The sequence below is a fragment of the Salmonella sp. SG203 genome (genome assembly GCF_013350575.1).
Classification (GTDB): Bacteria; Pseudomonadota; Gammaproteobacteria; order Enterobacterales; family Enterobacteriaceae; genus Salmonella; species Salmonella enterica.
In genome coordinates, this window is sequence record NZ_SNMT01000001.1 from 552,669 (window position 1) to 576,230 (window position 23,562).

Annotated in this window: 23 protein-coding genes; 18 read left to right on the plus strand and 5 right to left on the minus strand. The window is 53.4% G+C overall.

All coding sequences use genetic code 11. From position 1 onward, the window contains the following. Positions 1 to 9: 9 nt before the first annotated feature. Together hemA and HV477_RS28350 are read right to left on the minus strand one after the other, a co-directional pair. Positions 10 to 1,266 carry a glutamyl-tRNA reductase gene (gene hemA / locus HV477_RS02770; protein WP_000173208.1) on the minus strand — a complete coding sequence of 419 codons (1,257 nt, stop codon included), beginning with the start codon at positions 1,264 to 1,266 and terminating at the stop codon, positions 10 to 12. A 167-nt stretch (positions 1,267 to 1,433) separates the two neighbouring features. After that, positions 1,434 to 1,562 carry a DUF4269 domain-containing protein gene (locus HV477_RS28350; RefSeq protein WP_240195181.1) on the minus strand — a complete coding sequence of 43 codons (129 nt, stop codon included), beginning with the start codon at positions 1,560 to 1,562 and terminating at the stop codon, positions 1,434 to 1,436. Positions 1,563 to 1,579: 17 nt separating this feature from the next. On the opposite strand from HV477_RS28350, the gene lolB reads away from it, so the two are divergent. From lolB to dauA, 4 genes are all read left to right on the plus strand, one after another. Then, complete coding sequence (lolB, locus tag HV477_RS02775) at positions 1,580 to 2,203, plus strand: lipoprotein insertase outer membrane protein LolB (RefSeq protein WP_000174484.1); 624 nt, start codon at positions 1,580 to 1,582, stop codon at positions 2,201 to 2,203. After that, positions 2,200 to 3,051, plus strand: coding sequence for a 4-(cytidine 5'-diphospho)-2-C-methyl-D-erythritol kinase (ispE, locus tag HV477_RS02780; protein WP_023205578.1), 852 nt, complete (start codon positions 2,200 to 2,202; stop codon positions 3,049 to 3,051). The genes lolB and ispE overlap by 4 nt, the downstream gene beginning before the upstream one ends. Positions 3,052 to 3,316: 265 nt before the next feature. Then, on the plus strand, positions 3,317 to 4,264 hold the full coding sequence (gene prs, locus HV477_RS02785; protein WP_001518537.1) for a ribose-phosphate diphosphokinase: 948 nt from the start codon (positions 3,317 to 3,319) through the stop codon (positions 4,262 to 4,264). 124 nt (positions 4,265 to 4,388) lie between these two features. Then, positions 4,389 to 6,074: a C4-dicarboxylic acid transporter DauA gene (gene dauA, locus HV477_RS02790; RefSeq protein ID WP_079898770.1), complete on the plus strand. Its 1,686-nt coding sequence runs from the start codon at positions 4,389 to 4,391 to the stop codon at positions 6,072 to 6,074. A gap of 44 nt (positions 6,075 to 6,118) precedes the next feature. On the opposite strand, the gene ychH is transcribed toward dauA, so the two are convergent. Next, entirely contained in the window at positions 6,119 to 6,397 is a 279-nt protein-coding gene (ychH, locus tag HV477_RS02795; RefSeq protein ID WP_000823878.1) for a stress-induced protein YchH, read from the minus strand. Positions 6,398 to 6,672: 275 nt separating this feature from the next. On the opposite strand from ychH, the gene pth reads away from it, so the two are divergent. Together pth and ychF are read left to right on the plus strand one after the other, a co-directional pair. Then, positions 6,673 to 7,257: an aminoacyl-tRNA hydrolase gene (gene pth, locus HV477_RS02800; RefSeq protein WP_000985595.1), complete on the plus strand. Its 585-nt coding sequence runs from the start codon at positions 6,673 to 6,675 to the stop codon at positions 7,255 to 7,257. Positions 7,258 to 7,373: 116 nt separating this feature from the next. Then, entirely contained in the window at positions 7,374 to 8,465 is a 1,092-nt protein-coding gene (gene ychF, locus HV477_RS02805) for a redox-regulated ATPase YchF (protein WP_000505850.1), read from the plus strand. Positions 8,466 to 8,623: 158 nt separating this feature from the next. Here ychF and HV477_RS02810 read toward each other — a convergent pair whose 3' ends face one another. Beyond that, on the minus strand, positions 8,624 to 9,889 hold the full coding sequence (locus HV477_RS02810; RefSeq protein WP_079898769.1) for a DUF4427 domain-containing protein: 1,266 nt from the start codon (positions 9,887 to 9,889) through the stop codon (positions 8,624 to 8,626). A gap of 494 nt (positions 9,890 to 10,383) precedes the next feature. Between HV477_RS02810 and hyaA the strand changes: the two genes are divergently transcribed. From hyaA to HV477_RS02865, 11 genes are all read left to right on the plus strand, one after another. Beyond that, positions 10,384 to 11,502, plus strand: a complete 1,119-nt coding sequence (gene hyaA, locus HV477_RS02815) for a hydrogenase 1 small subunit (RefSeq protein ID WP_001058312.1) — start codon at positions 10,384 to 10,386, stop codon at positions 11,500 to 11,502. Further along, on the plus strand, positions 11,499 to 13,292 hold the full coding sequence (hyaB, locus tag HV477_RS02820; protein ID WP_000070982.1) for a Ni/Fe-hydrogenase large subunit: 1,794 nt from the start codon (positions 11,499 to 11,501) through the stop codon (positions 13,290 to 13,292). Before hyaA ends, hyaB begins: the two co-directional genes overlap by 4 nt. An 18-nt stretch (positions 13,293 to 13,310) precedes the next feature. Beyond that, positions 13,311 to 14,042: a Ni/Fe-hydrogenase b-type cytochrome subunit gene (gene hyaC / locus HV477_RS02825; protein WP_000147031.1), complete on the plus strand. Its 732-nt coding sequence runs from the start codon at positions 13,311 to 13,313 to the stop codon at positions 14,040 to 14,042. Beyond that, positions 14,039 to 14,635: a hydrogenase 1 maturation protease gene (gene hyaD / locus HV477_RS02830; RefSeq protein ID WP_000993807.1), complete on the plus strand. Its 597-nt coding sequence runs from the start codon at positions 14,039 to 14,041 to the stop codon at positions 14,633 to 14,635. The genes hyaC and hyaD overlap by 4 nt, the downstream gene beginning before the upstream one ends. After that, complete coding sequence (gene hyaE, locus HV477_RS02835; protein WP_001579618.1) at positions 14,625 to 15,029, plus strand: hydrogenase-1 operon protein HyaE; 405 nt, start codon at positions 14,625 to 14,627, stop codon at positions 15,027 to 15,029. Before hyaD ends, hyaE begins: the two co-directional genes overlap by 11 nt. After that, complete coding sequence (locus HV477_RS02840) at positions 15,026 to 15,874, plus strand: hydrogenase expression/formation protein (RefSeq protein ID WP_079898768.1); 849 nt, start codon at positions 15,026 to 15,028, stop codon at positions 15,872 to 15,874. The genes hyaE and HV477_RS02840 overlap by 4 nt, the downstream gene beginning before the upstream one ends. A gap of 74 nt (positions 15,875 to 15,948) precedes the next feature. Beyond that, positions 15,949 to 17,493 (plus strand): cytochrome bd-II oxidase subunit 1, encoded by a 1,545-nt coding sequence (gene appC / locus HV477_RS02845; RefSeq protein ID WP_000263617.1) that lies wholly within the window; start codon positions 15,949 to 15,951, stop codon positions 17,491 to 17,493. Positions 17,494 to 17,504: 11 nt separating this feature from the next. After that, a complete protein-coding gene (gene appB, locus HV477_RS02850; RefSeq protein WP_000888110.1) occupies positions 17,505 to 18,641 on the plus strand; it encodes a cytochrome d ubiquinol oxidase subunit II in 1,137 nt (378 codons plus the stop codon). A gap of 12 nt (positions 18,642 to 18,653) precedes the next feature. Beyond that, on the plus strand, positions 18,654 to 18,743 hold the full coding sequence (cbdX, locus tag HV477_RS02855) for a cytochrome bd-II oxidase subunit CbdX (protein WP_000270301.1): 90 nt from the start codon (positions 18,654 to 18,656) through the stop codon (positions 18,741 to 18,743). A 394-nt stretch (positions 18,744 to 19,137) separates the two neighbouring features. Beyond that, a complete protein-coding gene (locus HV477_RS02860; protein ID WP_001526439.1) occupies positions 19,138 to 20,412 on the plus strand; it encodes a Glu/Leu/Phe/Val dehydrogenase in 1,275 nt (424 codons plus the stop codon). Positions 20,413 to 20,625: 213 nt separating this feature from the next. After that, on the plus strand, positions 20,626 to 22,338 hold the full coding sequence (locus tag HV477_RS02865; protein WP_000612829.1) for an alpha,alpha-trehalase: 1,713 nt from the start codon (positions 20,626 to 20,628) through the stop codon (positions 22,336 to 22,338). Positions 22,339 to 22,396: 58 nt separating this feature from the next. Here the strand turns inward: HV477_RS02865 and HV477_RS02870 are convergent, their stop codons facing one another. Continuing rightward, a complete protein-coding gene (locus HV477_RS02870; protein ID WP_000511323.1) occupies positions 22,397 to 22,651 on the minus strand; it encodes a GlsB/YeaQ/YmgE family stress response membrane protein in 255 nt (84 codons plus the stop codon). A gap of 168 nt (positions 22,652 to 22,819) precedes the next feature. On the opposite strand from HV477_RS02870, the gene ycgR reads away from it, so the two are divergent. Then, on the plus strand, positions 22,820 to 23,554 hold the full coding sequence (gene ycgR, locus HV477_RS02875; protein ID WP_001525167.1) for a flagellar brake protein YcgR: 735 nt from the start codon (positions 22,820 to 22,822) through the stop codon (positions 23,552 to 23,554). Positions 23,555 to 23,562 lie beyond the last annotated feature (8 nt).

Here is a 23,562-nt window from a genome sequence, read left to right on the forward strand (position 1 = left end):
TGTGTGCTGCTACTCCAGCCCGAGGCTGTCGCGCAGAATATTCAGGCGTTCGTCATCCCCGTCACGGGCAGCCTGTTGAAGTGATTTCGTTGGCGCATGAATCAGGCGGTTGGTCAGTTTCCATGCCAGATCCTGCAAAATGGCTTGCGCATCACCGCCCTGTTGAAGGGCCGACAGCGCTTTGGTAGTCAGTTCGTCACGAATCTGCTCCGACTGACTACGGTATTCCCGAATGGTCTCGCTGGCCCCCTGGGCGCGTAGCCAGGCCATAAACTCGCTGGCTTCCTGCTCAACAATCGTTTCCGCTTCTACCGCCGCAGCCTGACGCTGCGCCAGATTATGCGAAATGATGCTCTGTAAATCATCGACGCTATAAAGATAAGCGTTCGCCAGTTTGCCGACTTCCGGCTCAACGTCGCGCGGTACGGCGATATCCACCAGCAGCATCGGCTGGTTGCGACGGCTTTTTAATGCGCGCTCCACCATGCCTTTACCGATAATCGGCAGCGGGCTGGCGGTCGAACTGATGATAATATCGGCATCCTGCAAACGGGCGTCGATATCGCTGAGCGAGATAACCTCAGCGCCTACCTCATCCGCCAGGGCTTGCGCGCGCTCGCGGGTTCGGTTGGCGATAATCATCTTTTGTACTTTATGCTCGCGCAGGTGACGCGCCACCAGTTCAATGGTTTCGCCCGCGCCAACTAACAGTACAGTGACCGTCGACAGCGATTCAAAGATTTGGCGGGCGAGCGTACAGGCGGCAAACGCGACGGAGACGGCGCTGGCGCCGATATCGGTTTCAGTCCGCACTCGCTTGGCGACGGAAAAAGACTTCTGAAACATTCGCTCCAGCGCGCTGGCGTTAAGGTGGCCTTTTTGCGAATCCGCAAACGCTTTTTTCACCTGACCGAGGATTTGCGGTTCGCCCAGCACCAGTGAATCCAGACCGCTGGCGACGCGCATCAGGTGGCTGACGGCGTCATTGTCCTGATGCCAGTACAGACTGTTGCGCAGATCGTCCTCGTTCAGGTTATGGTAATCGCATAACCAGCGGATCAGCGCTTCTTGCAGGTTATCCTGCTCTTCCACGCTCAGATACAGCTCTGTACGGTTACAGGTTGACAGCACGACCCCGCCCTGCACCATTGGCTGCGCAAGCAGGCTGTCCAGCGCCTGATCAAGCGTGTCCGGCGAAAACGTTACGCGTTCTCGCAGCGATACAGGTGCCGTTTTATGGTTAATACCGAGCGCTAAAAGGGTCATGTCTGCGGGAGTAGTACCAGCGTTGATATGGTTAGTCTGCTTGCATCATACAGGATGCGCGTGGTCAATAAAAGAGAGAGCCCCCTTTTGGAGTAATTGGCAGCGCTCGCTAATTTGATGATTTAAGACAACTTGAAAGTAGACGATGTCACCAGGCGGCGCTAGCATTAAAGGCTATAACTGTAACCGATAGCAAAAATTTGCCGAATCGCGGCGCGAACGTTTTTACAGCCTGCAGGTTCAGTTTTCAGGCCTGATGAGCGTAACGCCATCAGGCAATTATTGCACCGTATCACAAGGATTCGTCATCACTATGACCCTGCCCGATTTTCGCCTGATTCGTCTACTGCCGTTAGCAAGCCTGGTTCTCACCGCCTGTACGCTTCCTGGGCATAAAGGCCCGGGCAAGAGCCCGGATTCCCCTCAGTGGCGCCAGCATCAGCAAGAGGTGCGTCATCTGAATCAATACCAGACGCGCGGCGCCTTTGCTTACATCTCAGATGATCAGAAAGTCTATGCGCGCTTCTTCTGGCAACAGACCGGACAGGATCGCTACCGCCTGCTGCTTACCAACCCGCTGGGCAGCACCGAGCTGGAGCTTAACGCCCAGCCGGGCAACGTCCAGTTGGTGGATAACAAAGGCCAACGTTATACCGCCGATGACGCCGAAGAGATGATCGGCAAACTTACCGGGATGCCGATTCCGTTAAACAGCCTGCGGCAGTGGATCCTCGGTCTGCCTGGCGATGCCACCGACTACAAACTGGACGACCAGTATCGCCTGAGCGAAGTGAACTATCGCCAGGATGGTAAAAACTGGAAAGTGGTTTACGGTGGCTATGACAGCAAAACGCAGCCTGCCATGCCTGCCAATATGGAGCTTTCAGACGGCAGTCAGCGCATTAAGCTGAAAATGGATAACTGGATTGTGAAATGATGACCCATTGGCCTTCTCCGGCAAAATTAAATCTGTTTTTATATATCACCGGACAGCGTGCAGACGGCTACCACACGCTGCAGACGCTGTTTCAGTTTCTGGATTATGGCGACACACTCCACATCGAACCGCGTCACGATGGCGAAATCCATTTATTAACGCCGGTTAACGGCGTTGAAAATGAAGACAATCTGATCGTCCGCGCCGCGCGGCTGTTGATGAAAGTCGCCTCGGAGAGTGAGCGCCTGCCCGCCGGAAGCGGTGCGGATATCAGCATTGAGAAGCGCCTTCCCATGGGCGGCGGTCTGGGCGGCGGCTCATCTAACGCCGCGACCGTTCTGGTGGCGCTCAATCATCTTTGGCAATGCGGGCTTTCCATTGATGAACTGGCGACGCTCGGCCTGACGCTCGGCGCCGACGTCCCGGTCTTTGTTCGTGGCCACGCCGCGTTTGCCGAAGGCGTAGGCGAAATATTAACGCCGGTGAATCCGCCGGAAAAATGGTATCTGGTCGCGCACCCTGGCGTAAGCATTCCCACACCGGTTATCTTTAAAGATCCTCAATTGCCGCGTAATACGCCAAAAAGGTCAATAGATACGTTACTAAAATGTGAATTCAGCAATGATTGCGAGGTTATCGCAAGAAAACGTTTTCGCGAGGTTGATGCGGCGCTTTCCTGGCTGTTAGAATACGCGCCGTCGCGCCTGACTGGGACAGGGGCCTGTGTCTTTGCTGAATTCGATACAGAGTCTTGTGCTCGCCAGGTGCTTGAGCAAGCCCCGGAATGGCTCAATGCTTTTGTGGCGAAGGGTGTCAACCTCTCCCCATTGCATCGAGAGTTACTCTAACGCATTCGGGTTTCAGGAAGATGGCGAAATGACGAATCGCCGGTCATATATGCCGTATTTGACCGGTGTGAGGCATCGATACCAGCGCACATGAAACGTGAATGAAGACGAGTAAGCCGGGCAAGCTGAGCTTCGGTGACAACGTCACCTTGTTCCAGACGTTGCATCGCGCTCTTTAATACACCGCCTGGATAGGATTTTGCCTGGCCCGCACAGTTTTCGGCAAATTCTTTCCACCAATGGACGCATGCCTGAGGTTCTTCTCGTGCCTGATATGAAGCTTTTTGCTGGTAACGCCACCCCGGAACTAGCACAACGTATTGCCAACCGCCTGTACACTTCTCTCGGCGACGCCGCCGTAGGTCGCTTTAGCGACGGCGAAGTCAGCGTACAAATCAACGAAAATGTACGCGGTGGTGATATTTTCATCATCCAGTCCACTTGTGCCCCAACCAACGACAACCTGATGGAATTGGTCGTTATGGTTGATGCCCTGCGTCGTGCTTCCGCAGGTCGTATCACCGCCGTTATCCCCTACTTTGGCTATGCACGTCAGGACCGTCGCGTACGTTCCGCCCGTGTGCCGATTACCGCAAAAGTTGTCGCTGACTTCCTGTCCAGCGTCGGCGTTGACCGCGTTCTCACCGTAGATCTGCATGCTGAACAGATCCAGGGCTTCTTTGACGTTCCGGTTGATAACGTGTTCGGTAGCCCAATCCTGCTCGAAGATATGCTGCAACTGAATCTGGATAACCCGATCGTGGTTTCTCCGGATATTGGCGGCGTGGTTCGTGCCCGCGCTATCGCTAAGCTGCTGAACGATACCGATATGGCTATCATTGATAAACGTCGTCCGCGCGCGAACGTTTCTCAGGTGATGCACATCATCGGCGACGTCGCTGGCCGTGACTGCGTGCTGGTTGATGATATGATCGATACCGGCGGTACTCTGTGCAAAGCAGCAGAAGCATTGAAAGAACGTGGCGCTAAACGCGTGTTTGCCTACGCGACGCACCCGATCTTCTCAGGCAATGCGGCAAACAACCTGCGCAACTCCGTCATTGATGAAGTCGTTGTCTGCGACACCATTCCGCTGACCGACGAAATCAAAGCGCTGCCGAACGTGCGTACTTTGACCCTGTCAGGTATGCTGGCCGAAGCGATTCGCCGTATCAGCAACGAAGAATCGATTTCCGCCATGTTCGAGCATTGATCGAACCCGGATCTGAAACCCGCTGCGGCGGGTTTTTTTGTCTGTAACACCCTTTTGTATGACTTATGCCTCCTTCACCTGCCATTTAGTTGACAGATGATGCGCTCATGGATGAAACATTATTGTGAACAAATTATTTTCCTCACATGTGATGCCTTTCCGCGCTCTCATCGATGCTTGCTGGAAAGAAAAATATACCGCCTCCCGGTTCACCCGTGATGTGATAGCCGGGATCACCGTCGGGATTATTGCTATCCCGCTGGCGATGGCGCTGGCAATTGGCAGTGGCGTTGCGCCGCAGTATGGCCTCTATACCTCCGCTGTCGCCGGGATCGTGATCGCGCTAACCGGCGGCTCGCGCTTTAGCGTTTCCGGCCCTACCGCCGCGTTTGTGGTGATTTTGTATCCGGTATCGCAACAGTTTGGTCTGGCGGGCCTACTGGTCGCCACGCTGATGTCGGGCTTCTTCCTGATCCTTTTCGGCCTGGCGAGACTGGGGCGATTGATTGAATATATCCCGGTGTCGGTCACGTTGGGTTTTACCTCAGGGATTGGTATTACCATCGGTACCATGCAGATTAAAGATTTTCTTGGTCTGCAGATGGCCCATGTGCCAGAGCACTATTTGCAGAAAGTCGGCGCGCTGTTTATGGCGTTGCCCACCGTCAATATTGGCGATGCCGCCATTGGCGTGGTAACGCTGGGAACGTTGATTTTCTGGCCGCGTCTCGGTATTCGTCTGCCAGGACATCTTCCCGCGCTGCTGGCCGGTTGCGCCGTGATGGGGATCGTTAATCTGCTGGGCGGCAATGTGGCGACTATCGGCTCACAGTTCCATTACGTTCTGGCTGACGGCACTCAGGGCAACGGCATCCCGCAGCTCCTGCCGCAACTGATGCTGCCGTGGAGTCTTCCTGGCTCCGATTTCACGCTAAGCTGGGATTCACTGCGCGCGCTGCTGCCAGCGGCTTTCTCAATGGCAATGCTGGGGGCAATCGAATCATTGCTCTGCGCCGTCGTGCTGGACGGCATGACCGGCACCAAACATAAAGCTAACAGCGAACTTATCGGCCAGGGGCTGGGGAATATGGTCGCGCCGTTCTTTGGCGGCATCACCGCCACCGCCGCGATTGCCCGCTCTGCCGCCAACGTCCGCGCTGGCGCGACCTCTCCCGTCTCAGCGGTAATTCACGCTATCCTGGTTATTCTGGCGCTACTGGTCTTAGCCCCGCTACTCTCCTGGCTGCCGCTTTCCGCGATGGCGGCGCTACTGCTGATGGTGGCATGGAATATGAGTGAAGCCCATAAAGTGGTGGATCTGTTACGCCATGCGCCGAAAGACGACATTATCGTTATGCTGCTGTGCATGTCATTAACGGTTCTGTTTGATATGGTCATCGCCATCAGCGTGGGGATTGTCCTTGCTTCCCTGCTGTTTATGCGCCGTATTGCGCGAATGACTCGACTTGCGCCGGTCAATGTCGATGTGCCTGATGATGTGCTGGTGCTGCGTGTTATCGGTCCGCTCTTTTTCGCCGCGGCGGAAGGGCTGTTTACTGACCTTGAGTCACGTATTAAGGGCAAACGTATCGTCGTTCTGAAATGGGACGCAGTACCAGTGCTGGATGCAGGCGGGCTTGATGCTTTTCAGCGTTTTGTGAAGCGTCTGCCGGAGGGTTGCGAATTGCGTATCAGTAATCTGGAGTTCCAACCGCTGCGCACAATGGCGCGTGCCGGTATCAAACCTATTCCTGGGCGTCTGACCTTCTTCCCGAACAGGATGGAGGCGTTAGCGGATTTACTCAGTTAATGGACAATGCCCGGTGGCGATAACGCTTACCGGGCCTGAACCGGTTAGCTATGACGACGATTGTCGTTACGGCGGCAACGTTTGTCATAGTGACGTACCCACCAATATTTGTCGCTCACCTGCTCATGCCCCCCTACACGAGCCCCCGCCAGCCAAAGAACTGCACCGACAAAAATGCTCAGTATTGCGCCATGCGCAAAAAATTGCGGCAAATTAAACTGCGGCAGTTGGTTTAAAATAGAGTAACCCACGCCGACAACCATCACGACCAGCCCCAACCCCATCAGCACGTTACCGAATAACGAAGCGTTTTTGCGTTTCATATGTCACCTCCGGAACTTTTGGGTTGTTTTTAGGAAATCCCCCTAAACTTTATGTGTAAAGTATAGACAACACTTCCATTTGTAAGTGCGGGTGTGATCACAAATGTAAAGTTTCATTTAACAAAACTTTACAAATAACACACTGAACAGTTTACATTTTTAATAATCAATGCTGGCAATTATTTAATTTACTTCAGAGTGTCGCTGTGTTTTGTCAAGCGGGCAGACAGACAGTAAACTACGCGCCAGTTATGGATCTACTCAGGACAAAAAACGTGGCAATTAAATTGATTGTTGGTCTGGCGAATCCCGGTGCGGAATATGCCGCGACGCGACACAATGCAGGCGCATGGTACGTCGATTTACTGGCGGAGCGCCTGCGCGCGCCGTTGCGTGAAGAGCCTAAATTCTTTGGCTATACCTCACGCATCACGCTGGAAGGGGAAGATGTTCGCCTGCTGGTACCCACCACGTTCATGAATCTCAGTGGTAAAGCAGTTGGCGCAATGGCCAGTTTTTACCGTATTCAGCCGGACGAAATTCTGGTCGCTCACGACGAGCTGGATCTCCCGCCGGGCGTGGCGAAATTTAAACTTGGCGGCGGCCACGGCGGCCACAATGGTCTGAAAGACATCATCAGCAAGCTGGGCAATAATCCCAACTTTCACCGCTTACGCGTTGGAATTGGTCATCCAGGCGATAAAAATAAAGTTGTTGGTTTCGTGCTGGGTAAACCCCCTGTTTCTGAACAAAAATTAATTGATGAGGCCATTGACGAAGCGGCGCGCTGTACGGAATTGTGGTTCAAAGAGGGTCTGGCCAAAGCAACAAGCCGTTTGCATACCTTTAAGGCGCAATAACCAGTGATGTGCGGCATTTTTGCCGCACGCCGTGTATAATAGGCGAAGTTATTTCCATTTCTGCAATCTGTTTTCTATAACAGGTTGATTATTAAGATATTAAGGTGAGTTAAATCATGGGATTCAAATGCGGTATCGTCGGTCTGCCCAACGTCGGGAAATCCACCCTGTTCAACGCGCTGACAAAAGCCGGTATTGAAGCGGCAAACTTTCCGTTCTGCACTATCGAACCGAATACCGGTGTCGTGCCGATGCCCGATCCGCGTCTGGACCAGTTGGCTGAGATTGTTAAACCGCAACGCATTCTACCAACCACGATGGAGTTCGTGGATATCGCCGGTCTGGTAAAAGGCGCATCCAAAGGCGAAGGGTTGGGTAACCAGTTCCTGACCAATATCCGTGAAACTGAAGCTATCGGTCACGTGGTTCGCTGCTTTGAGAACGACAATATCATCCATGTGGCGGGTAAAGTAAACCCGGCAGAAGATATTGATGTTATCAATACCGAACTGGCGCTGGCTGACCTCGATACCTGCGAGCGCGCTATCCATCGCGTACAGAAGAAAGCCAAAGGCGGCGATAAAGACGCCAAAGCGGAACTGGCCGCGCTGGAAAAATGCCTGCCGCACCTGGCCGAAGCGGGGATGCTGCGTTCGCTGGACCTGACGGACGAAGATAAAGCGGCTATCCGTTATTTAAGCTTCCTGACGCTGAAGCCGACAATGTATATCGCTAATGTCAATGAAGACGGTTTTGAAAATAACCCGTATCTGGACCAGGTTCGCGAAATCGCCGCGAAAGAAGGTTCGGTCGTGGTTCCGGTGTGTGCCGCCGTCGAAGCTGATATTGCTGAGCTGGATGATGACGAGCGCGACGAATTTATGGCTGAACTGGGTCTGGAAGAGCCGGGGCTGAACCGCGTTATTCGCGCAGGTTATCGCCTGCTGAACCTCCAGACCTACTTTACCGCCGGGGTGAAAGAAGTTCGCGCATGGACCATTCCGGTTGGCGCAACCGCGCCGCAGGCAGCAGGTAAAATCCATACCGACTTTGAAAAAGGCTTTATCCGCGCCCAAACTATCGCCTTTGACGACTTTATTACCTATAAAGGTGAACAAGGCGCGAAAGAAGCCGGTAAGATGCGAGCGGAAGGCAAAGATTATATCGTTAAAGATGGCGATATAATGAACTTCCTGTTCAACGTCTAAATAAAATTTGTTGTCTCGTGAGGTTTTGCTGAATCTCATAAGAGGCAAAGAAAGTCATAAAATCCACGCAGCCGCGTGGATTTTTTATTTCATAATATCTCAACTCATACTGACAGGCTCAATTAACGCAGAGCTAACAGGGTAAGTTCTTTTCCTAATTACCAGTCGATATTCACTGTATGATTATAAAAAGGATGCTGGTCCTTTAGCGGCGTCTCATAACTTGGGATCGCATCATAATCATCTTTTCCCCGAACGGAATACCTTCCCGCTTCGATATCAAAACGATGTTTGAGCCATCCCGCGACATGACTTGCGAAAGCCTCTTTTCTTCTTAATGGCCAATCAACAGAAGCCAAATTAACATCTAATAAGTACCGCCCTTCTTTATTAACCTTGATCATTCCAGCCTGCAGTAACGCCCGTACCACCTGGGATTGGTTATCATGAATCCAGACCCAGGCATTTCCAAATTCCATTGCATAACTATCATTTAAAAAATCTTTTTTTGAATATAATTCATTTACATAATTATTGATAGAGTCAGCATAATTTTTTACTTTAGATGCAGATAAATCAAAAAAAGATTCAAATTCGAAAGTATTGTCATTAATACAGGACAGTAACGCACCCGGTTCCGAGAGCTGGGTCCATGATTGTAAACTCTCTACAGCTATAATGAATTTGAAAGTATTTCTTCCAATGACACCCCGGTCAATTAAAGTTAAAATATCGTGAGCTACGGTAGGGATATCTTCTGCAAACGGGACGATTATCCCCGCACCACTTATTTCGCTTGATCTAAAATCAAATCCTGGGGTACTTTCGATGTTTTCCGGAATACCATACTCTTTAATATGATTAAGGAAATTATTAATATCGCCACGATATGGCCATCGCCATTCACGTTCATGTGTCCAGTCAATCTTACCTGGAACATAAGTAACATATCTATATTGTTCAATCAAAGGAAGAGCCGTTTCATCAAGAATACGTTCCCCATATCTGCCTTGCGAGCATCGAGCATTGTTATGCTGATCCAACCCATATATGACTGGCCTTGCCCCATAATTAAACATTTGCTCTTTAGGTAAAACGATTGCATATAAACCAATATTTTCATTTCGTTCTAATCGGCGAACACCAGTTTCTAAATAAGCTGCAATCGGCATATCTGTAAAGCATACCACCGGGGAATCACCATATACGGTTCGTTGCCCATTTCGGTATGACCAGGACGAGAAAATTTTATGACTGCGTAAAGATAATCTAAGTAAATATTTAGCATCAATGGAACATGCGTGGTGCTGATTATTAAAACCACAGTGCTCAGGCAAATAAATATGGCTACCGGTCTCTAGATTAACGTTCCGAAAAAAATGAATCAAATAATCGGATAAGTCAAATCTGATGTTATTTTTCATGGGACGCCCTCTTTCAAACCGTCTCTTTTTTGCATTCCTTTAAAACCAGCACCACTATTTTATATAAAAATCATCACGAAGTATGCTTCTTTTAACGATGACATCAAACCTTCCCTCCCTTTGCATCAACTTACGTATCCCTGAAATGGCGAGACCAGGCTAAATCTACCCGAGGTGGCTCGCTGAAAACCTCATTCCGGAACAAGCTCAACCGTCCTTCCCCGCCACGGCCCTTTCGCCGAAAAACCGATAATGGGTATAAATATACCGCTATAAGCTATACCCACACACTTCACATTGTTTCTTATCGTTAATCCGATACGCTTTTTTCACATTATTTCTGGCGGTATACGCCGGTGCAAAGTGAATCGGGCTCGTTTCCGCGCTCGCGCGTAACACAATGATTTACCTTGCTGGCGGAACGTCAACGGACCCGCAAAAGCGCCTTATGCCCCTGGCGGAGCGTGGTGCAAAAAGGAGAAAAAATACGCGTTATGAATAACGAGGAGACCTTTTATCAAGCCATGCGTCGTAAGGGAGTGACCCGACGCAGCTTTCTCAAATTCTGTAGCCTTGCCGCCACATCGCTGGGACTGGGCGCCGGAATGACGCCAAAGATCGCCTGGGCGCTGGAGAATAAACCGCGGATTCCGGTGGTCTGGATTCATGGACTGGAATGCACCTGCTGTACCGAATCCTTTATCCGTTCCTCGCACCCGCTAGCCAAAGATGTGATCCTCTCGCTGATTTCCCTTGATTATGACGACACCCTGATGGCCGCCGCCGGCGCACAGGCCGAAGAAGTCTTTGACGATATTACCACTCGCTACGCCGGGAAATACATTCTGGCGGTGGAAGGCAATCCACCGTTAGGAGAACAAGGGATGTTCTGTATCAGCGGCGGTCGCCCGTTTATTGAAAAACTGAAGAAAGCCGCCGCGGGCGCCAGCGCTATTATCGCCTGGGGAAACTGCGCTTCCTGGGGTTGCGTCCAGGCCGCCCGCCCCAATCCAACCCAGGCAACGCCTATCGATAAAGTGATCACCGACAAGCCGATCGTGAAAGTCCCTGGATGTCCGCCAATCCCGGATGTCATGAGCGCCATTATCACCTATATGGTGACGTTTGATCGTCTGCCGGAACTCGATCGCATGGGCCGTCCACTGATGTTCTATGGTCAGCGTATCCACGATAAATGCTACCGCCGCGCCCATTTTGACGCCGGTGAATTTGTCGAGAGCTGGGATGATGACGCCGCCCGCAAGGGATACTGCCTGTACAAGATGGGCTGTAAAGGGCCAACCACCTATAACGCCTGCTCCTCCACACGCTGGAATGACGGCGTCTCCTTTCCTATCCAGTCCGGTCACGGATGTCTGGGATGTTCAGAAAATGGTTTCTGGGATCGCGGCTCGTTTTATAGCCGCGTGGTGGATATTCCCCAGATGGGTACCCATTCAACCGCCGATACGGTGGGGCTGACCGCGCTGGGCGTGGTCGCGGCGGGCGTTGGCGGTCACGCTGTCGCCAGCGCGCTCAACCAACGTAAACGCCACAAACAACAGTTAGCGCAAGCCGAACAACAGCCGGACAATGAGGATAAACAGGCATGAGTAACCAGTATCAAACCCAGGGTTATACCGTTAACGACGCCGGCCGTCGTCTGATCGTGGACCCGATTACCCGCATCGAAGGGCATATGCGCTGCGAAGTGAACATTGATGAGCAAAACGTCATTACCAATGCCGTTTCCTGCGGCACGATGTTCCGCGGGCTGGAGATCATTCTGCAAGGCCGTGACCCGCGTGACGCCTGGGCGTTTGTTGAACGTATTTGTGGTGTATGTACCGGGGTACATGCTCTGGCATCGGTGTACGCTATCGAAGATGCGATTGGTATCCAGGTGCCGGATAACGCCAATATTATACGTAACATCATGCTGGCTACGTTGTGGTGTCACGATCATCTGGTCCATTTTTATCAGTTAGCCGGTATGGACTGGATTGATGTTCTGAATGCGCTGAAAGCCGATCCGCGCGCCACCTCGCAGTTGGCGCAAAGCCTTTCCGCCTGGCCGATGTCATCGCCGGGCTACTTCTTTGACGTACAAAATCGATTGAAGAAATTTGTCGATGGCGGCCAGCTTGGGATATTCCGTAACGGCTATTGGGGACATCCACAGTACAAACTGTCGCCAGAGGCTAATCTGATGGGCTTTGCCCACTATCTTGAAGCCCTCGACTTCCAGCGCGAGATCGTCAAAATCCATACCATATTTGGCGGTAAGAACCCCCATCCTAACTGGATCGTCGGCGGGATGCCGTGCGCGATCAATCTCGATCAAAGCGGCGCGGTCGGGGCTATCAATATGGAGCGCCTCAACCTGGTGCAGTCGATCATCACCCGCACCGCCGACTTCATTAACAACGTGATGGTTCCGGACGCGCTGGCTATCGGCCAGTTCAATAAAGCATGGAGTCAAATTGGCACCGGTCTGTCGGATAAATGCGTGCTGAGCTACGGCGCATTTCCGGACATTGCCAACGACTTCAGCCAGCAAAGCCTGTTAATGCCGGGCGGCGCAGTGGTCAATGGCGACTTTAAAAATGTCATGCCGGTAGATTTGGCCGATCCGCAGCAGATACAGGAGTTTGTGGATCACGCCTGGTACCGCTATCCGGACGATCGGCTGGGTCGTCATCCTTTTGACGGCATTACCGATCCCTGGTACAACCCGGGTGATGTCAAAGGCAGCGATACGCATATCCAGCAGCTCAACGAGCAGGAACGCTACTCCTGGATTAAAGCGCCGCGCTGGCGGGGTCATGCCATGGAAGTCGGCCCGCTTGCCCGAACGCTTATCGCGTACCACAAAGGGGACGCCGCCACCATAGAGTCGGTAGATCGCATGATGTCCGCCCTTAAACTGCCGCTCTCCGGTATCCAGTCTACGCTTGGCCGTATTTTATGCCGCGCGCACGAAGCGCAATGGGCCGTCGGTAAGCTGCAGTATTTTTTCGACAGGCTTATGACCAACCTGAAAAACGGCGACCTGGCCACCGCCAATACCGAGAAATGGGAACCGGCCAGTTGGCCGCAGCACTGCCGCGGCATCGGTTTTACCGAAGCGCCTCGCGGAGCGTTGGGGCACTGGGCGTCAATACGCGATCAGAAGATTGAACTCTATCAGTGCGTGGTCCCCACCACCTGGAACGCCAGCCCGCGCGATCCTAAAAAACAGATCGGCGCCTATGAAGCGGCATTGATGGGAACGCAAATGGCGATTCCCGACCAACCGTTAGAAATCCTGAGGACGCTGCACAGCTTCGACCCCTGCCTCGCCTGTTCAACCCACGTGCTCGGCGACGACGGCAGCGAACTGATTGCCGTCCAGGTACGCTAAGCGTTAAGGAAAAGAACGATGACTGGAAAGCTATCTCCACGCGTCGGGGAGGCGCGTGATACTGCCGTCAGCCACTATGTGTTTGAAGCGCCGGTACGCCTGTGGCACTGGCTAACGGTGGCCTGCATGTTGGTACTGATGGTAACAGGCTACTTCATTGGCCGACCGCTGCCGTCGGTGAGTGGCGAGGCGACCTATCTGTTTTATATGGGCTATATCCGGCTGATCCACTTTGCCGCCGCGATGATCTTTACCGTGTTACTGCTGGGGCGAATTTATTGGGCCTGTGTCGGCAACCGCTATTCACGAGAGCTGTTTATCGTCCCGGTCTGGCGTCGCAGTTGGTGGCAAGGCGCTTTCTCCGTGGTCCGCTGGTATCTGTTTCTGGAGAAAAAACCGGGGAGCGACATCGGACATAACCCTGTCGCGCAGGCCGCGATGTTCGGCTATTTCCTGTTGTCGGTATTTATGATCCTCACCGGTTTCGCTCTGTTTGGCGAGCATAGCCAGTACGCGATCTTTGCGCCGTTCCGCTATGTGGTTGAATTTTTCTACTGGACCGGCGGCAACTCCATCGATATTCACAGCTGGCACCGACTGGGTATGTGGCTGATCGCCGCCTTCATCGTCGGGCACGTTTACCTCGCTATCCGGGAAGACATTATGTCCGACGATACGGTGATCTCCACCATGATCAATGGCTATCGCAGCCATAAATTCCCCAAACCGCACGACAAGGAGCCCTCATGAATGCGCAACGCGTAGTGGTGATGGGGTTAGGAAACCTGCTGTGGGCCGATGAAGGATTCGGTATCCGGGTCGCGGAGCGTTTGTATGCCCGATATCACTGGCCTGAAGAGGTAGAAATTGTGGACGGCGGTACGCAAGGGCTAAACCTGTTAGGTTATGTAGAGCAAGCCAGCCATCTCCTGCTCCTTGACGCGATCGATTACGGCCTGGCGCCGGGCAGCCTGCGAACCTATGCCGGCGAGAAAATCCCCGCGTATCTCAGCGCCAAAAAAATGAGTCTGCATCAAAACAGTTTTTCCGAAGTTCTGGCGCTGGCCGACATCCGCGGGCATCTGCCCTGTCACATAGCGCTGGTCGGTCTGCAACCGGCGCAACTGGACGACTATGGCGGTAGCCTGAGCGAAATAGCTCGCGGCCAGCTACCGGCGGCGGAACAGGCCGCCCTGGCGCAACTGGCCGCCTGGGGGATCGTACCGCAGGCAAACGAGGTCGCACGCTGCCTGAACTATAAATGCCTGTCGATGGAAAATTATGAGGGAGTGCGCATACGTCAGTATCAGACACGTCTGGAGGGCAAAAGAAGTGGCGAATGACACCCCGTTCTCTGCGCTATGGCAACGCCTGTTAACCCGTGGATGGCAACCGGTAGAGGCTTCCACGGTAGACGACTGGATCAAACGGGTTGGAGATGGCGTCATCCTGTTAAGTAGCGATCCGCGGCGTACGCCGGAAGTCAGCGATAACCCGGTGATGATTGCCGAACTCCTGCGTGAGTTCCCGCAGTTTGACTGGCAGGTGGCGGTGGCCGACCTTGAACAAAGCGAAGCTATCGGCGATCGCTTTAATGTTCGTCGGTTTCCGGCGACGTTGGTTTTTACAGACGGCGAGCTACGCGGCGCGCTCAGCGGCATTCATCCCTGGGCTGAACTGCTCACGCTGATGCGTTCGATGGTTGACACTCCCGCAGCGCAGGAGACAGCACAATGAGCAACACCTTTTTTCATCTGCTGGGGCCAGGTACGCAGCCTGATGACGCCAGTTTCTCGATGAATCCCTTACCGCTCGCCTGTCAGGTCAATGGCGACCCAAGTATGGCGGCGCTGGAGCGCTGCGCTCACAGCCCGGCGGTGATGGCATTGTTGACCGATCTGCGAGGTCAGCTTGCCCGGCGCATTCCGGAAGTCGGCGACGTGCTGGGATGGGAGTTATCTCCCCTGAATGCCGATGATCTCTCATTCCTCAATACGCTATTGGGCGAAGGCGAAGTCTCAGTACGCATTCAGCATCCGGACGGGAGTGAAAGCGAGATCCAGGAGACCATCTTCTGCGGCCTGTGGCGAGTACGCCATCTGCATAACCGACGTCTGCTGACGGATCGTCTGGAAGCAGGTAGCGCGCCCCTGACATTATGGCAAGCGGCGACTGCCGATACGTTGCCTGACGACTCTCTGCTGCCTCCGCCTGTCGCTGGCCTGATGAATGGACTGCCGCTGGCCCATGAATTATTGGCGCACGTACGCGATCCGGCGTTGCAACCACACAGCATCAATTTGACCCAACTGCCGCTCAGCGAGGCCGATCGTCTTTTTCTGGCGCGTTTATGCGGACACGGGAACATCCAGATTCGCATCTCCGGGTATGGCGAAAGCCAAATCAACGCCACAGCATTGCGCCATCTCTGGCATGTGCGCTGTCTGGACGCCCTTAAAGGGCCGTTGCTCGATAGCTATGAGATTTGTCCTTTGCCGGAGCTGGTACTGGCGGCCCCGGAAGATCTGGCCGATTCGCGCCAGCGCCTGGATGAAGTCTGCCGATGGCTGGAGACGCGCTAGCGCTCTCAACAGGAACGTCACCGGTGTCCGGTACTGATTAGCTTTTTACTCTCTTTCTGCCTACAGGAGTTAGCATGTGGGATGTCATTGACTTATCGCGCTGGCAGTTTGCGCTGACCGCGCTGTATCACTTTTTATTTGTTCCTCTTACGCTTGGGCTGATTTTTTTGCTGGCCGTCATGGAGACGATCTATGTGGTGACGGGGAAAACCGTCTACCGCGATATGACGCGTTTCTGGGGCAAGCTCTTCGGGATCAATTTTGCTCTCGGTGTGGCTACCGGCCTGACCATGGAGTTTCAGTTCGGGACTAACTGGTCGCTCTATTCCAACTATGTGGGCGATATCTTCGGCGCGCCGCTGGCGATGGAAGCGTTACTGGCCTTCTTTCTCGAATCCACTTTTGTCGGCCTGTTCTTTTTCGGCTGGCAGCGGCTGAATAAATACCAACACCTGCTGGTCACCTGGCTGGTGGCCTTCGGCTCCAATATTTCAGCATTATGGATTCTGAATGCCAATGGCTGGATGCAGTATCCTACCGGCGCTCATTTCAACATCGATACGTTACGGATGGAAATGAGCAGCTTCAGCGATCTGGTCTTTAACCCGGTGAGCCAGGTGAAATTCGTCCATACCGTCATGTCCGGTTATGTCACCGGCGCCATGTTTATTATGTCCATCAGCGCCTGGTATCTGCTACGTGGCCGCGAGCGTGAGGTGGCCTTGCGCTCGTTTGCTATCGGCTCAGTATTCGGCACCCTGGCCATTCTGGGAACCCTGCAACTGGGGGACAGTTCGGCCTACGAGGTCGCCCGAATTCAGCCGGTGAAACTGGCGGCGATGGAAGGCGAATGGCAAACCGAACCCGCGCCCGCGCCGTTTCATCTGATTGCCTGGCCGCAGCAGGAACAGGAGCGTAATGCATTTGCCGTGAAGATCCCTGCTCTGCTGGGTATTCTGGCCACCCATTCGCTGGATACGCCGGTTCCGGGGTTAAAAAACCTGATGGACGACGCTCTGCCGCGCCTGAAGCGTGGCCGGGAGGCCTGGCTACTCATGCAGGAGATAGCGCAAGGCAATCGCTCGCCGCAGGTACTGAATGCGTTTCACGCCGTTGAGGGCGATCTGGGGTACGGCATTCTGCTGGCGAAATATGCCCCGGATATGAACCATGTGACGCCGGAGCAGTATCGTGCGGCCCAGCGTGGCGCTATTCCTCAGGTGGCGCCGGTGTTCTGGAGTTTCCGTATTATGGTCGGCTGCGGTTCGCTACTGTTAGTGGTGATGTTGATTGCGTTGATACAGACGCTGCGAATGCGTATCGACCAGCATCGCTGGGTATTGCGTATGACGCTGTGGAGCCTGCCGTTACCGTGGATTGCCATTGAAGCCGGTTGGTTTATGACGGAGTTTGGCCGTCAGCCCTGGGCGATTCAGGACATTCTGCCGACCTGGTACGCTCACTCCGCGCTGACGCCGGGCCAGTTGGCCTTCTCAATGGGGCTTATCCTCGGACTTTACACCCTGTTTTTAATCGCGGAAGTCTATCTGATGCAGAAGTACGCGCGTCTTGGGCCGAGCGCCATGCAACATCAACAACAAGCGCAACAACAGGGATAAAGGAGACAATCATGTTGGATTATGAAACGTTGCGGTTCATTTGGTGGCTGCTGATCGGCGTCATCCTGGTGGCATTTATGGTAACTGACGGGTTTGATATGGGTGTCGGTTGCCTGCTCCCGCTGATAGCGCGCAACGATGACGAACGCCGGGTATTGATCAATAGCGTCGGCGCCCACTGGGAAGGAAACCAGGTATGGTTGATTCTCGCGGGCGGGGCATTATTCGCCGCCTGGCCACGGGTCTATGCCGCCGCGTTTTCCGGTTTTTATGTGGCGATGATCCTGGTGCTGTGTGCCCTCTTCTTTCGCCCGCTGGCCTTTGATTATCGAGGTAAAATCGCCAATGCCCGCTGGCGCGCGCTGTGGGATACCGGTCTGGTTATTGGCAGCCTGGTTCCCCCAGTCGTATTCGGCATCGCGTTCGGCAACCTGTTTTTAGGCGTGCCGTTTGCCTTCACGCCGCAGCTTCATGTTGACTATTTTGGCACCTTCTGGCAGTTACTCTCGCCCTTTGCCCTGCTGTGTGGATTATTGAGTTTGTCGTTGGTGATTATGCAAGGAGGCGTCTGGCTACAGTTGAAAACGGAGGGCGTTATTCGTCAACGGGCTCTGTCGGCCACCCGCCACAGCGCGCTGCTGATCGTGATCTGCTTCCTGCTGGCCGGTTACTGGCTGTGGGCCGGCGTTGATGGCTTTGTCTTACTCACGCAGGATGCCAACGGCCCTTCCAATCCGCTCTTAAAAGGCGTGGCGATACTCCCTGGCGCATGGATGAACCACTTTATACGCTCGCCGCTACTGCTCATCATCCCGTTGCTCGGTATGATCCTGCCGATTCTGGCTTTCTATGCCTGCCTTCGCGGTCAGACTATTCGTGGATTTCTGTTCGCTTCCCTGACCCAGGCCTGCGTCATCTTTACCGCCGGCATAACGCTATTTCCTTTTGTGATGCCGTCGAGTGTTAGTCCTCTCTCCAGCCTGACGGTGTGGGACAGCACCTCCAGCCAGATGACGCTCGAAATCATGCTGGTGATTGTGCTGATTTTTCTGCCGATCGTACTGCTCTATACGCTATGGAGCTATTACAAAATGTTGGGGCGTATCAACCTGGAGACCCTCCGCCGCAACGATCATGAACTTTATTAGGGAGCGGGAGCGATGTGGTATTTACTGTGGTTTGTCGGCATTCTGCTGATGTGCTCACTGTCGACGCTGGCGCTGGTATGGCTTGAGTCGCGTCAACAATAAAGAGGTAAACCGGGGCCAGCGCCGTCTGACTCCGGTTATTTTTATCTTTTTACGCGCCTGGCGAAGACGTTTCCCCGCCGACAGGACGACATAACATTGATACATGTCGTTATCATAATGTTTACTTTTAGAGGTGCGTCATAATTATGACAAATAGCCGCCTTGCACATATTGCGCATATTTAAGCAAATAATTGCATAATTAGCAATATATCACCTCTTATAACGGATAGTTAACCACTTCTCATCCAAAAACATAACGAAAATCCAACTGCCTGCCATTTTTGATCTGAGTTAATTGTTTAAAAAAGTGTTAAATTTATCGCTACATGGTGTGATCTACTATGTACCACGGTCAATTAAAGAACATATTACTTTTATCACTAAGGTTTATCATGGATAAGTTATCTTACGCTTCAGATAGCAGCACATCTGCCTGGAATACCTACCTGCAACAAATCGAGCGTGTGGCCCCTTATCTGGGCGAGTTATCTCCCTGGGTGGATACTCTGCGCCACCCAAAACGCGCTCTGATCGTCGATATTCCGGTACAAATGGATGATGGCACTATTCGTCATTTCGAAGGATATCGCGTGCAGCACAACCTCTCCCGAGGTCCGGGTAAAGGCGGTGTTCGCTACCATCCTGACGTTGATCTCAATGAAGTGATGGCCCTGTCAGCATGGATGACCATCAAATGTGCCGCGCTGAATCTGCCGTACGGCGGCGCCAAAGGCGGCATCCGCGTCGATCCGTTCTCGCTGTCGGAAGGTGAACTGGAGCGTTTGACCCGCCGCTATACCAGCGAGATCGGCATTATCATCGGGCCGCAGAAAGATATTCCTGCGCCGGATGTCGGCACCAACGGTAAAGTGATGGCCTGGATGATGGATACGTATTCCATGAATCATGGCACGACGGTCACTGGCGTCGTCACCGGTAAGCCTATCCATCTTGGCGGTTCGCTGGGTCGTGAAAAAGCGACGGGGCGCGGCGTTTTCGTCAGCGGGCTGGAAGCCGCACGTCGGGCGAATATCGCCGTTGAAGGCGCTCGCGTTGCGGTTCAGGGTTTTGGTAACGTCGGCAGCGAAGCCGCGCGTCTGTTTGCAGGCGCTGGCGCCCGTGTCGTGGCGATTCAGGATCATACCGCGACGCTGTTTAACGCCACCGGTATTGACATGAAGGCGCTCACGGCATGGCAGACAGAACACAAACAGATAGCCGGTTTCCCGGGCGCGGAAACTATCGCCAGCGATGCGTTCTGGCGTCTGGAGATGGATATTCTGATCCCGGCGGCGCTTGAAGGCCAGATAACTCGTCAGCGCGCGGAAGCCCTGACGTGTAAGCTGGTGCTGGAAGGGGCTAACGGCCCGACCTATCCGGATGCTGATGATGTTCTGGCCAGCCGTGGTATCCTTGTGGTGCCTGACGTGGTCTGTAACGCAGGCGGCGTAACCGTCAGCTACTTCGAATGGGTACAAGATATGGCCAGCTTCTTCTGGAGCGAAGAAGAGATCAACGCGCGCATGGACAAAATCATGACCGACGCGATTGTCCATGTCTGGGAGAAAGCGGCTGAGAAATCCTGTTCTCTGCGCACCGCAGCCTATATTGTCGCCTGTGAGCGCATTCTGTTGGCCCGTAAAGATCGCGGTATCTATCCGGGTTAAGGCTACAAGTTATTGCGCTAAAATCCACGTCCCGGCGTGGATTTTTTGTCTGTATCCCCCGTTTTCCACGCGCGCGCCGATAAATTCTGTCTCAATAAAATGTCTGTTTGTTCGCAAAATAGCGGTTCAATCACGCGTATCTGGTCATCGTAGACTAAGGTTTTGTCATGGTAAATGCCGTTGGCTTTGGCTCACCGCTAAGGAGATAACTTGATGATACCCCCAGAGATTCGCCGTTCTGTTCTACTGCAGAAAGCCATAAAACTGGCGCTGGCAGGGACGCTGCTGACGTTTGCATCGTTTTCGGCGACTGCCGCAGACCCGTCTTCCGACACTGAAACTCCGCAGCCGCCGGATATTTTGCTTGGCCCGCTCTTTAATGATGTCCAGAATGCAAAACTCTTCCCCGATCAGAAAACCTTTGCTGACGCCATACCTAATAGCGATCCGCTCATGATTCTTGCGGATTATCGTATGCAGCGGAACCAGTCCGGCTTCGATTTGCGTCATTTTGTTGATGTTAACTTCACCCTGCCGAAAGCGGGTGAAAAATATGTCCCGCCTGCCGGGCAGTCATTGCGTGAACATATTGATGGCCTGTGGCCGGTGCTGACCCGTTCAACTAAAAACGTCGAAAAGTGGGACTCGCTCTTGCCGTTGCCTGAATCCTATGTCGTACCGGGTGGGCGATTCAGAGAGATTTACTACTGGGACAGCTACTTTACGATGCTGGGGCTGGCAGAAAGCGGGCACTGGGATAAGGTGGCGGATATGGTGGCGAACTTTGGTTACGAAATTGACGCCTGGGGGCATATTCCCAACGGCAACCGTACCTACTACCTGAGTCGTTCGCAGCCGCCTTTCTTTGCGTTTATGGTTGAGTTACTGGCGCAACATGAAGGTGACGATGCGCTGAAAGAATACCTGCCGCAACTGCAAAAAGAGTACGCCTACTGGATGGAGGGCGTTGAGACATTGCAGCCAGGGCAACAAAACCAACGCGTCGTCAAACTGGAGGACGGCAGCGTTCTCAACCGCTACTGGGACGATCGGGATACGCCCCGCCCTGAATCCTGGGTTGAAGATATCGCTACCGCCAAAAGCAACCCCAACCGCCCGGCAACGGAGATCTATCGAGACCTCCGATCTGCCGCCGCCTCCGGCTGGGATTTCAGCTCCCGCTGGATGGATAATCCGCAGCAGCTCAGTACCATTCGTACCACCACGATTGTCCCTGTCGATCTTAACGCTCTGCTGTATCAGCTGGAGAAAACCCTCGCCCGCGCCAGCGCTGCGGCGGGCGATCGGGCCAAAGCCTCGCAATATGACGCGCTGGCCAACGCGCGGCAAAAAGCCATTGAAATGCATCTGTGGAATAACAAAGAGGGTTGGTATGCCGACTACGATCTGCAGAACAATAAAATCCGTGACCAACTCACCGCTGCCGCGCTGTTCCCGCTCTATGTAAACGCCGCCGCGAAAGATCGCGCCGCGAAAGTGGCGGCGGCGGCCCAGGCGCATCTGCTACAGCCTGGCGGGCTGGCTACCACCTCGGTTAAAAGCGGACAGCAGTGGGATGCGCCAAACGGCTGGGCGCCGTTACAATGGGTCGCTGCCGAAGGATTACAAAATTATGGGCAGGATGACGTGGCAATGGAAGTCACCTGGCGCTTTTTAACCAATGTGCAGCACACCTACGATCGCGAGAAAAAACTGGTCGAAAAATATGACGTCAGCAGTACCGGAACCGGCGGTGGCGGCGGCGAATATCCCCTTCAGGACGGCTTTGGCTGGACCAACGGCGTGACGCTGAAAATGCTCGATCTGATTTGTCCGCAGGAAAAACCGTGCGATAGCGTACCGTCTACTCGTCCGGCATCGTTAAGCGCAACGCCGACAAAAACGCCGTCTGCAGCGACGCAGTAACGCGTGTTTTAGGTTGACCCGGCGATGACCGGGTCAACGCTTAAACGTTCTGCAGCAGTTAGCCGCGTCGCAGAAGGCGGAAAATCACCAGCACCACGATCGCACCCACCACGGCGACCAGGAAACTGTGCAGATTAAAGCCGCTGATACTGCCGCCAATACCAAACATCGTCGCCAGCCATCCGCCAACGACCGCCCCGACGATACCGAGAATACAGGTCAGGATAAATCCCCCGCCATCGCGCCCCGGCATAAGCAATTTGGCGATAACGCCGGCAATCAAACCAAAAACAATCCAGGCGATAATTCCCATTTGCAAACCCTCTTTCCAGTAAAAACGTTTTAAGTATAGGCAAAGTCAAGCGTCGCATTTCTGAACACTGATTTATCTCGCGGACATAAAAATTTATTTATCGCTATTAAGTTCTTTCTACCGATGCCGATAACCCAACGATAGTCTGCGTATCAGGGGTTATTTCGTGTGAGTGGTTACAATGAGCAGTTCCTGAAAAAAAATCCATTAGCGATATTAGGCGTGCTACGGGATTTAAATAAAAATCAGGTTCCACTGCGTATTTCATGGGCGAATGGTCAATTCATCAGTAAAATTTTGGCGGTAGACCCGGAAAAACTCATCGTGGATTACGGCAGCCAGGAATATGAAAATAGCGCCGTATTACGTGCCGGACAGGTAGCCATTATCGCAGAAACGCAGGGCGCAAAAGTCGAGTTCACGTTGCCGCAACTCGTTACAGGCGAATATCAGCGGCTGCCGGCCTTTATCACGCCCCTGCCGTCGTCACTGTGGTTTGTCCAGCGCCGGGAGTATTTTCGCATTGGCGCGCCGCTGTATCCGCCTTATTACGGCGTCACCACGCTACCGGACACCCGTACGTTACGTTTTCGCCTGTTTGATCTTTCCCTGGGCGGCATGGGCGCGCTACTGGAATCCGCCATCCCCGACGGACTAATCGAAGGCGCGCGCTTTTCGCAGGTTGAACTGAACATGGGGCAATGGGGGATTTTTCACGTTGACGCCCAGCTTATCGCCATCAGCGAGCGTAAGGTGATTGATGGGAAAAATGAAACGATCACCACTCCCCGCCTGAGCTTTCGTTTCCTTAACGTTAGCCCGGCGGTGGAGCGGGAGTTGCAGCGGATTATTTTTTCGCTTGAGCGCGAGGCCCGAGAAAGAGCGAATAAAGTGCGAGAATAATCTTCACG

Excerpts from the sequence above, each read along its gene's own strand:
- hemA (WP_000173208.1), bottom strand. The coding sequence starts at position 1,266 with ATGACCCTTTTAGCGCTCGGTATTAACCATAAAACGGCACCTGTATCG.
- lolB (WP_000174484.1), top strand. The coding sequence starts at position 1,580 with ATGACCCTGCCCGATTTTCGCCTGATTCGTCTACTGCCGTTAGCAAGC.
- ispE (WP_023205578.1), top strand. The coding sequence starts at position 2,200 with ATGATGACCCATTGGCCTTCTCCGGCAAAATTAAATCTGTTTTTATAT.
- ychH (WP_000823878.1), bottom strand. The coding sequence starts at position 6,397 with ATGAAACGCAAAAACGCTTCGTTATTCGGTAACGTGCTGATGGGGTTG.
- ychF (WP_000505850.1), top strand. The coding sequence starts at position 7,374 with ATGGGATTCAAATGCGGTATCGTCGGTCTGCCCAACGTCGGGAAATCC.
- HV477_RS02810 (WP_079898769.1), bottom strand. The coding sequence starts at position 9,889 with ATGAAAAATAACATCAGATTTGACTTATCCGATTATTTGATTCATTTT.
- hyaA (WP_001058312.1), top strand. The coding sequence starts at position 10,384 with ATGAATAACGAGGAGACCTTTTATCAAGCCATGCGTCGTAAGGGAGTG.
- hyaB (WP_000070982.1), top strand. The coding sequence starts at position 11,499 with ATGAGTAACCAGTATCAAACCCAGGGTTATACCGTTAACGACGCCGGC.
- hyaC (WP_000147031.1), top strand. The coding sequence starts at position 13,311 with ATGACTGGAAAGCTATCTCCACGCGTCGGGGAGGCGCGTGATACTGCC.
- hyaD (WP_000993807.1), top strand. The coding sequence starts at position 14,039 with ATGAATGCGCAACGCGTAGTGGTGATGGGGTTAGGAAACCTGCTGTGG.
- HV477_RS02840 (WP_079898768.1), top strand. The coding sequence starts at position 15,026 with ATGAGCAACACCTTTTTTCATCTGCTGGGGCCAGGTACGCAGCCTGAT.
- appC (WP_000263617.1), top strand. The coding sequence starts at position 15,949 with ATGTGGGATGTCATTGACTTATCGCGCTGGCAGTTTGCGCTGACCGCG.
- appB (WP_000888110.1), top strand. The coding sequence starts at position 17,505 with ATGTTGGATTATGAAACGTTGCGGTTCATTTGGTGGCTGCTGATCGGC.
- cbdX (WP_000270301.1), top strand. The coding sequence starts at position 18,654 with ATGTGGTATTTACTGTGGTTTGTCGGCATTCTGCTGATGTGCTCACTG.
- HV477_RS02860 (WP_001526439.1), top strand. The coding sequence starts at position 19,138 with ATGGATAAGTTATCTTACGCTTCAGATAGCAGCACATCTGCCTGGAAT.
- HV477_RS02865 (WP_000612829.1), top strand. The coding sequence starts at position 20,626 with ATGATACCCCCAGAGATTCGCCGTTCTGTTCTACTGCAGAAAGCCATA.
- HV477_RS02870 (WP_000511323.1), bottom strand. The coding sequence starts at position 22,651 with ATGGGAATTATCGCCTGGATTGTTTTTGGTTTGATTGCCGGCGTTATC.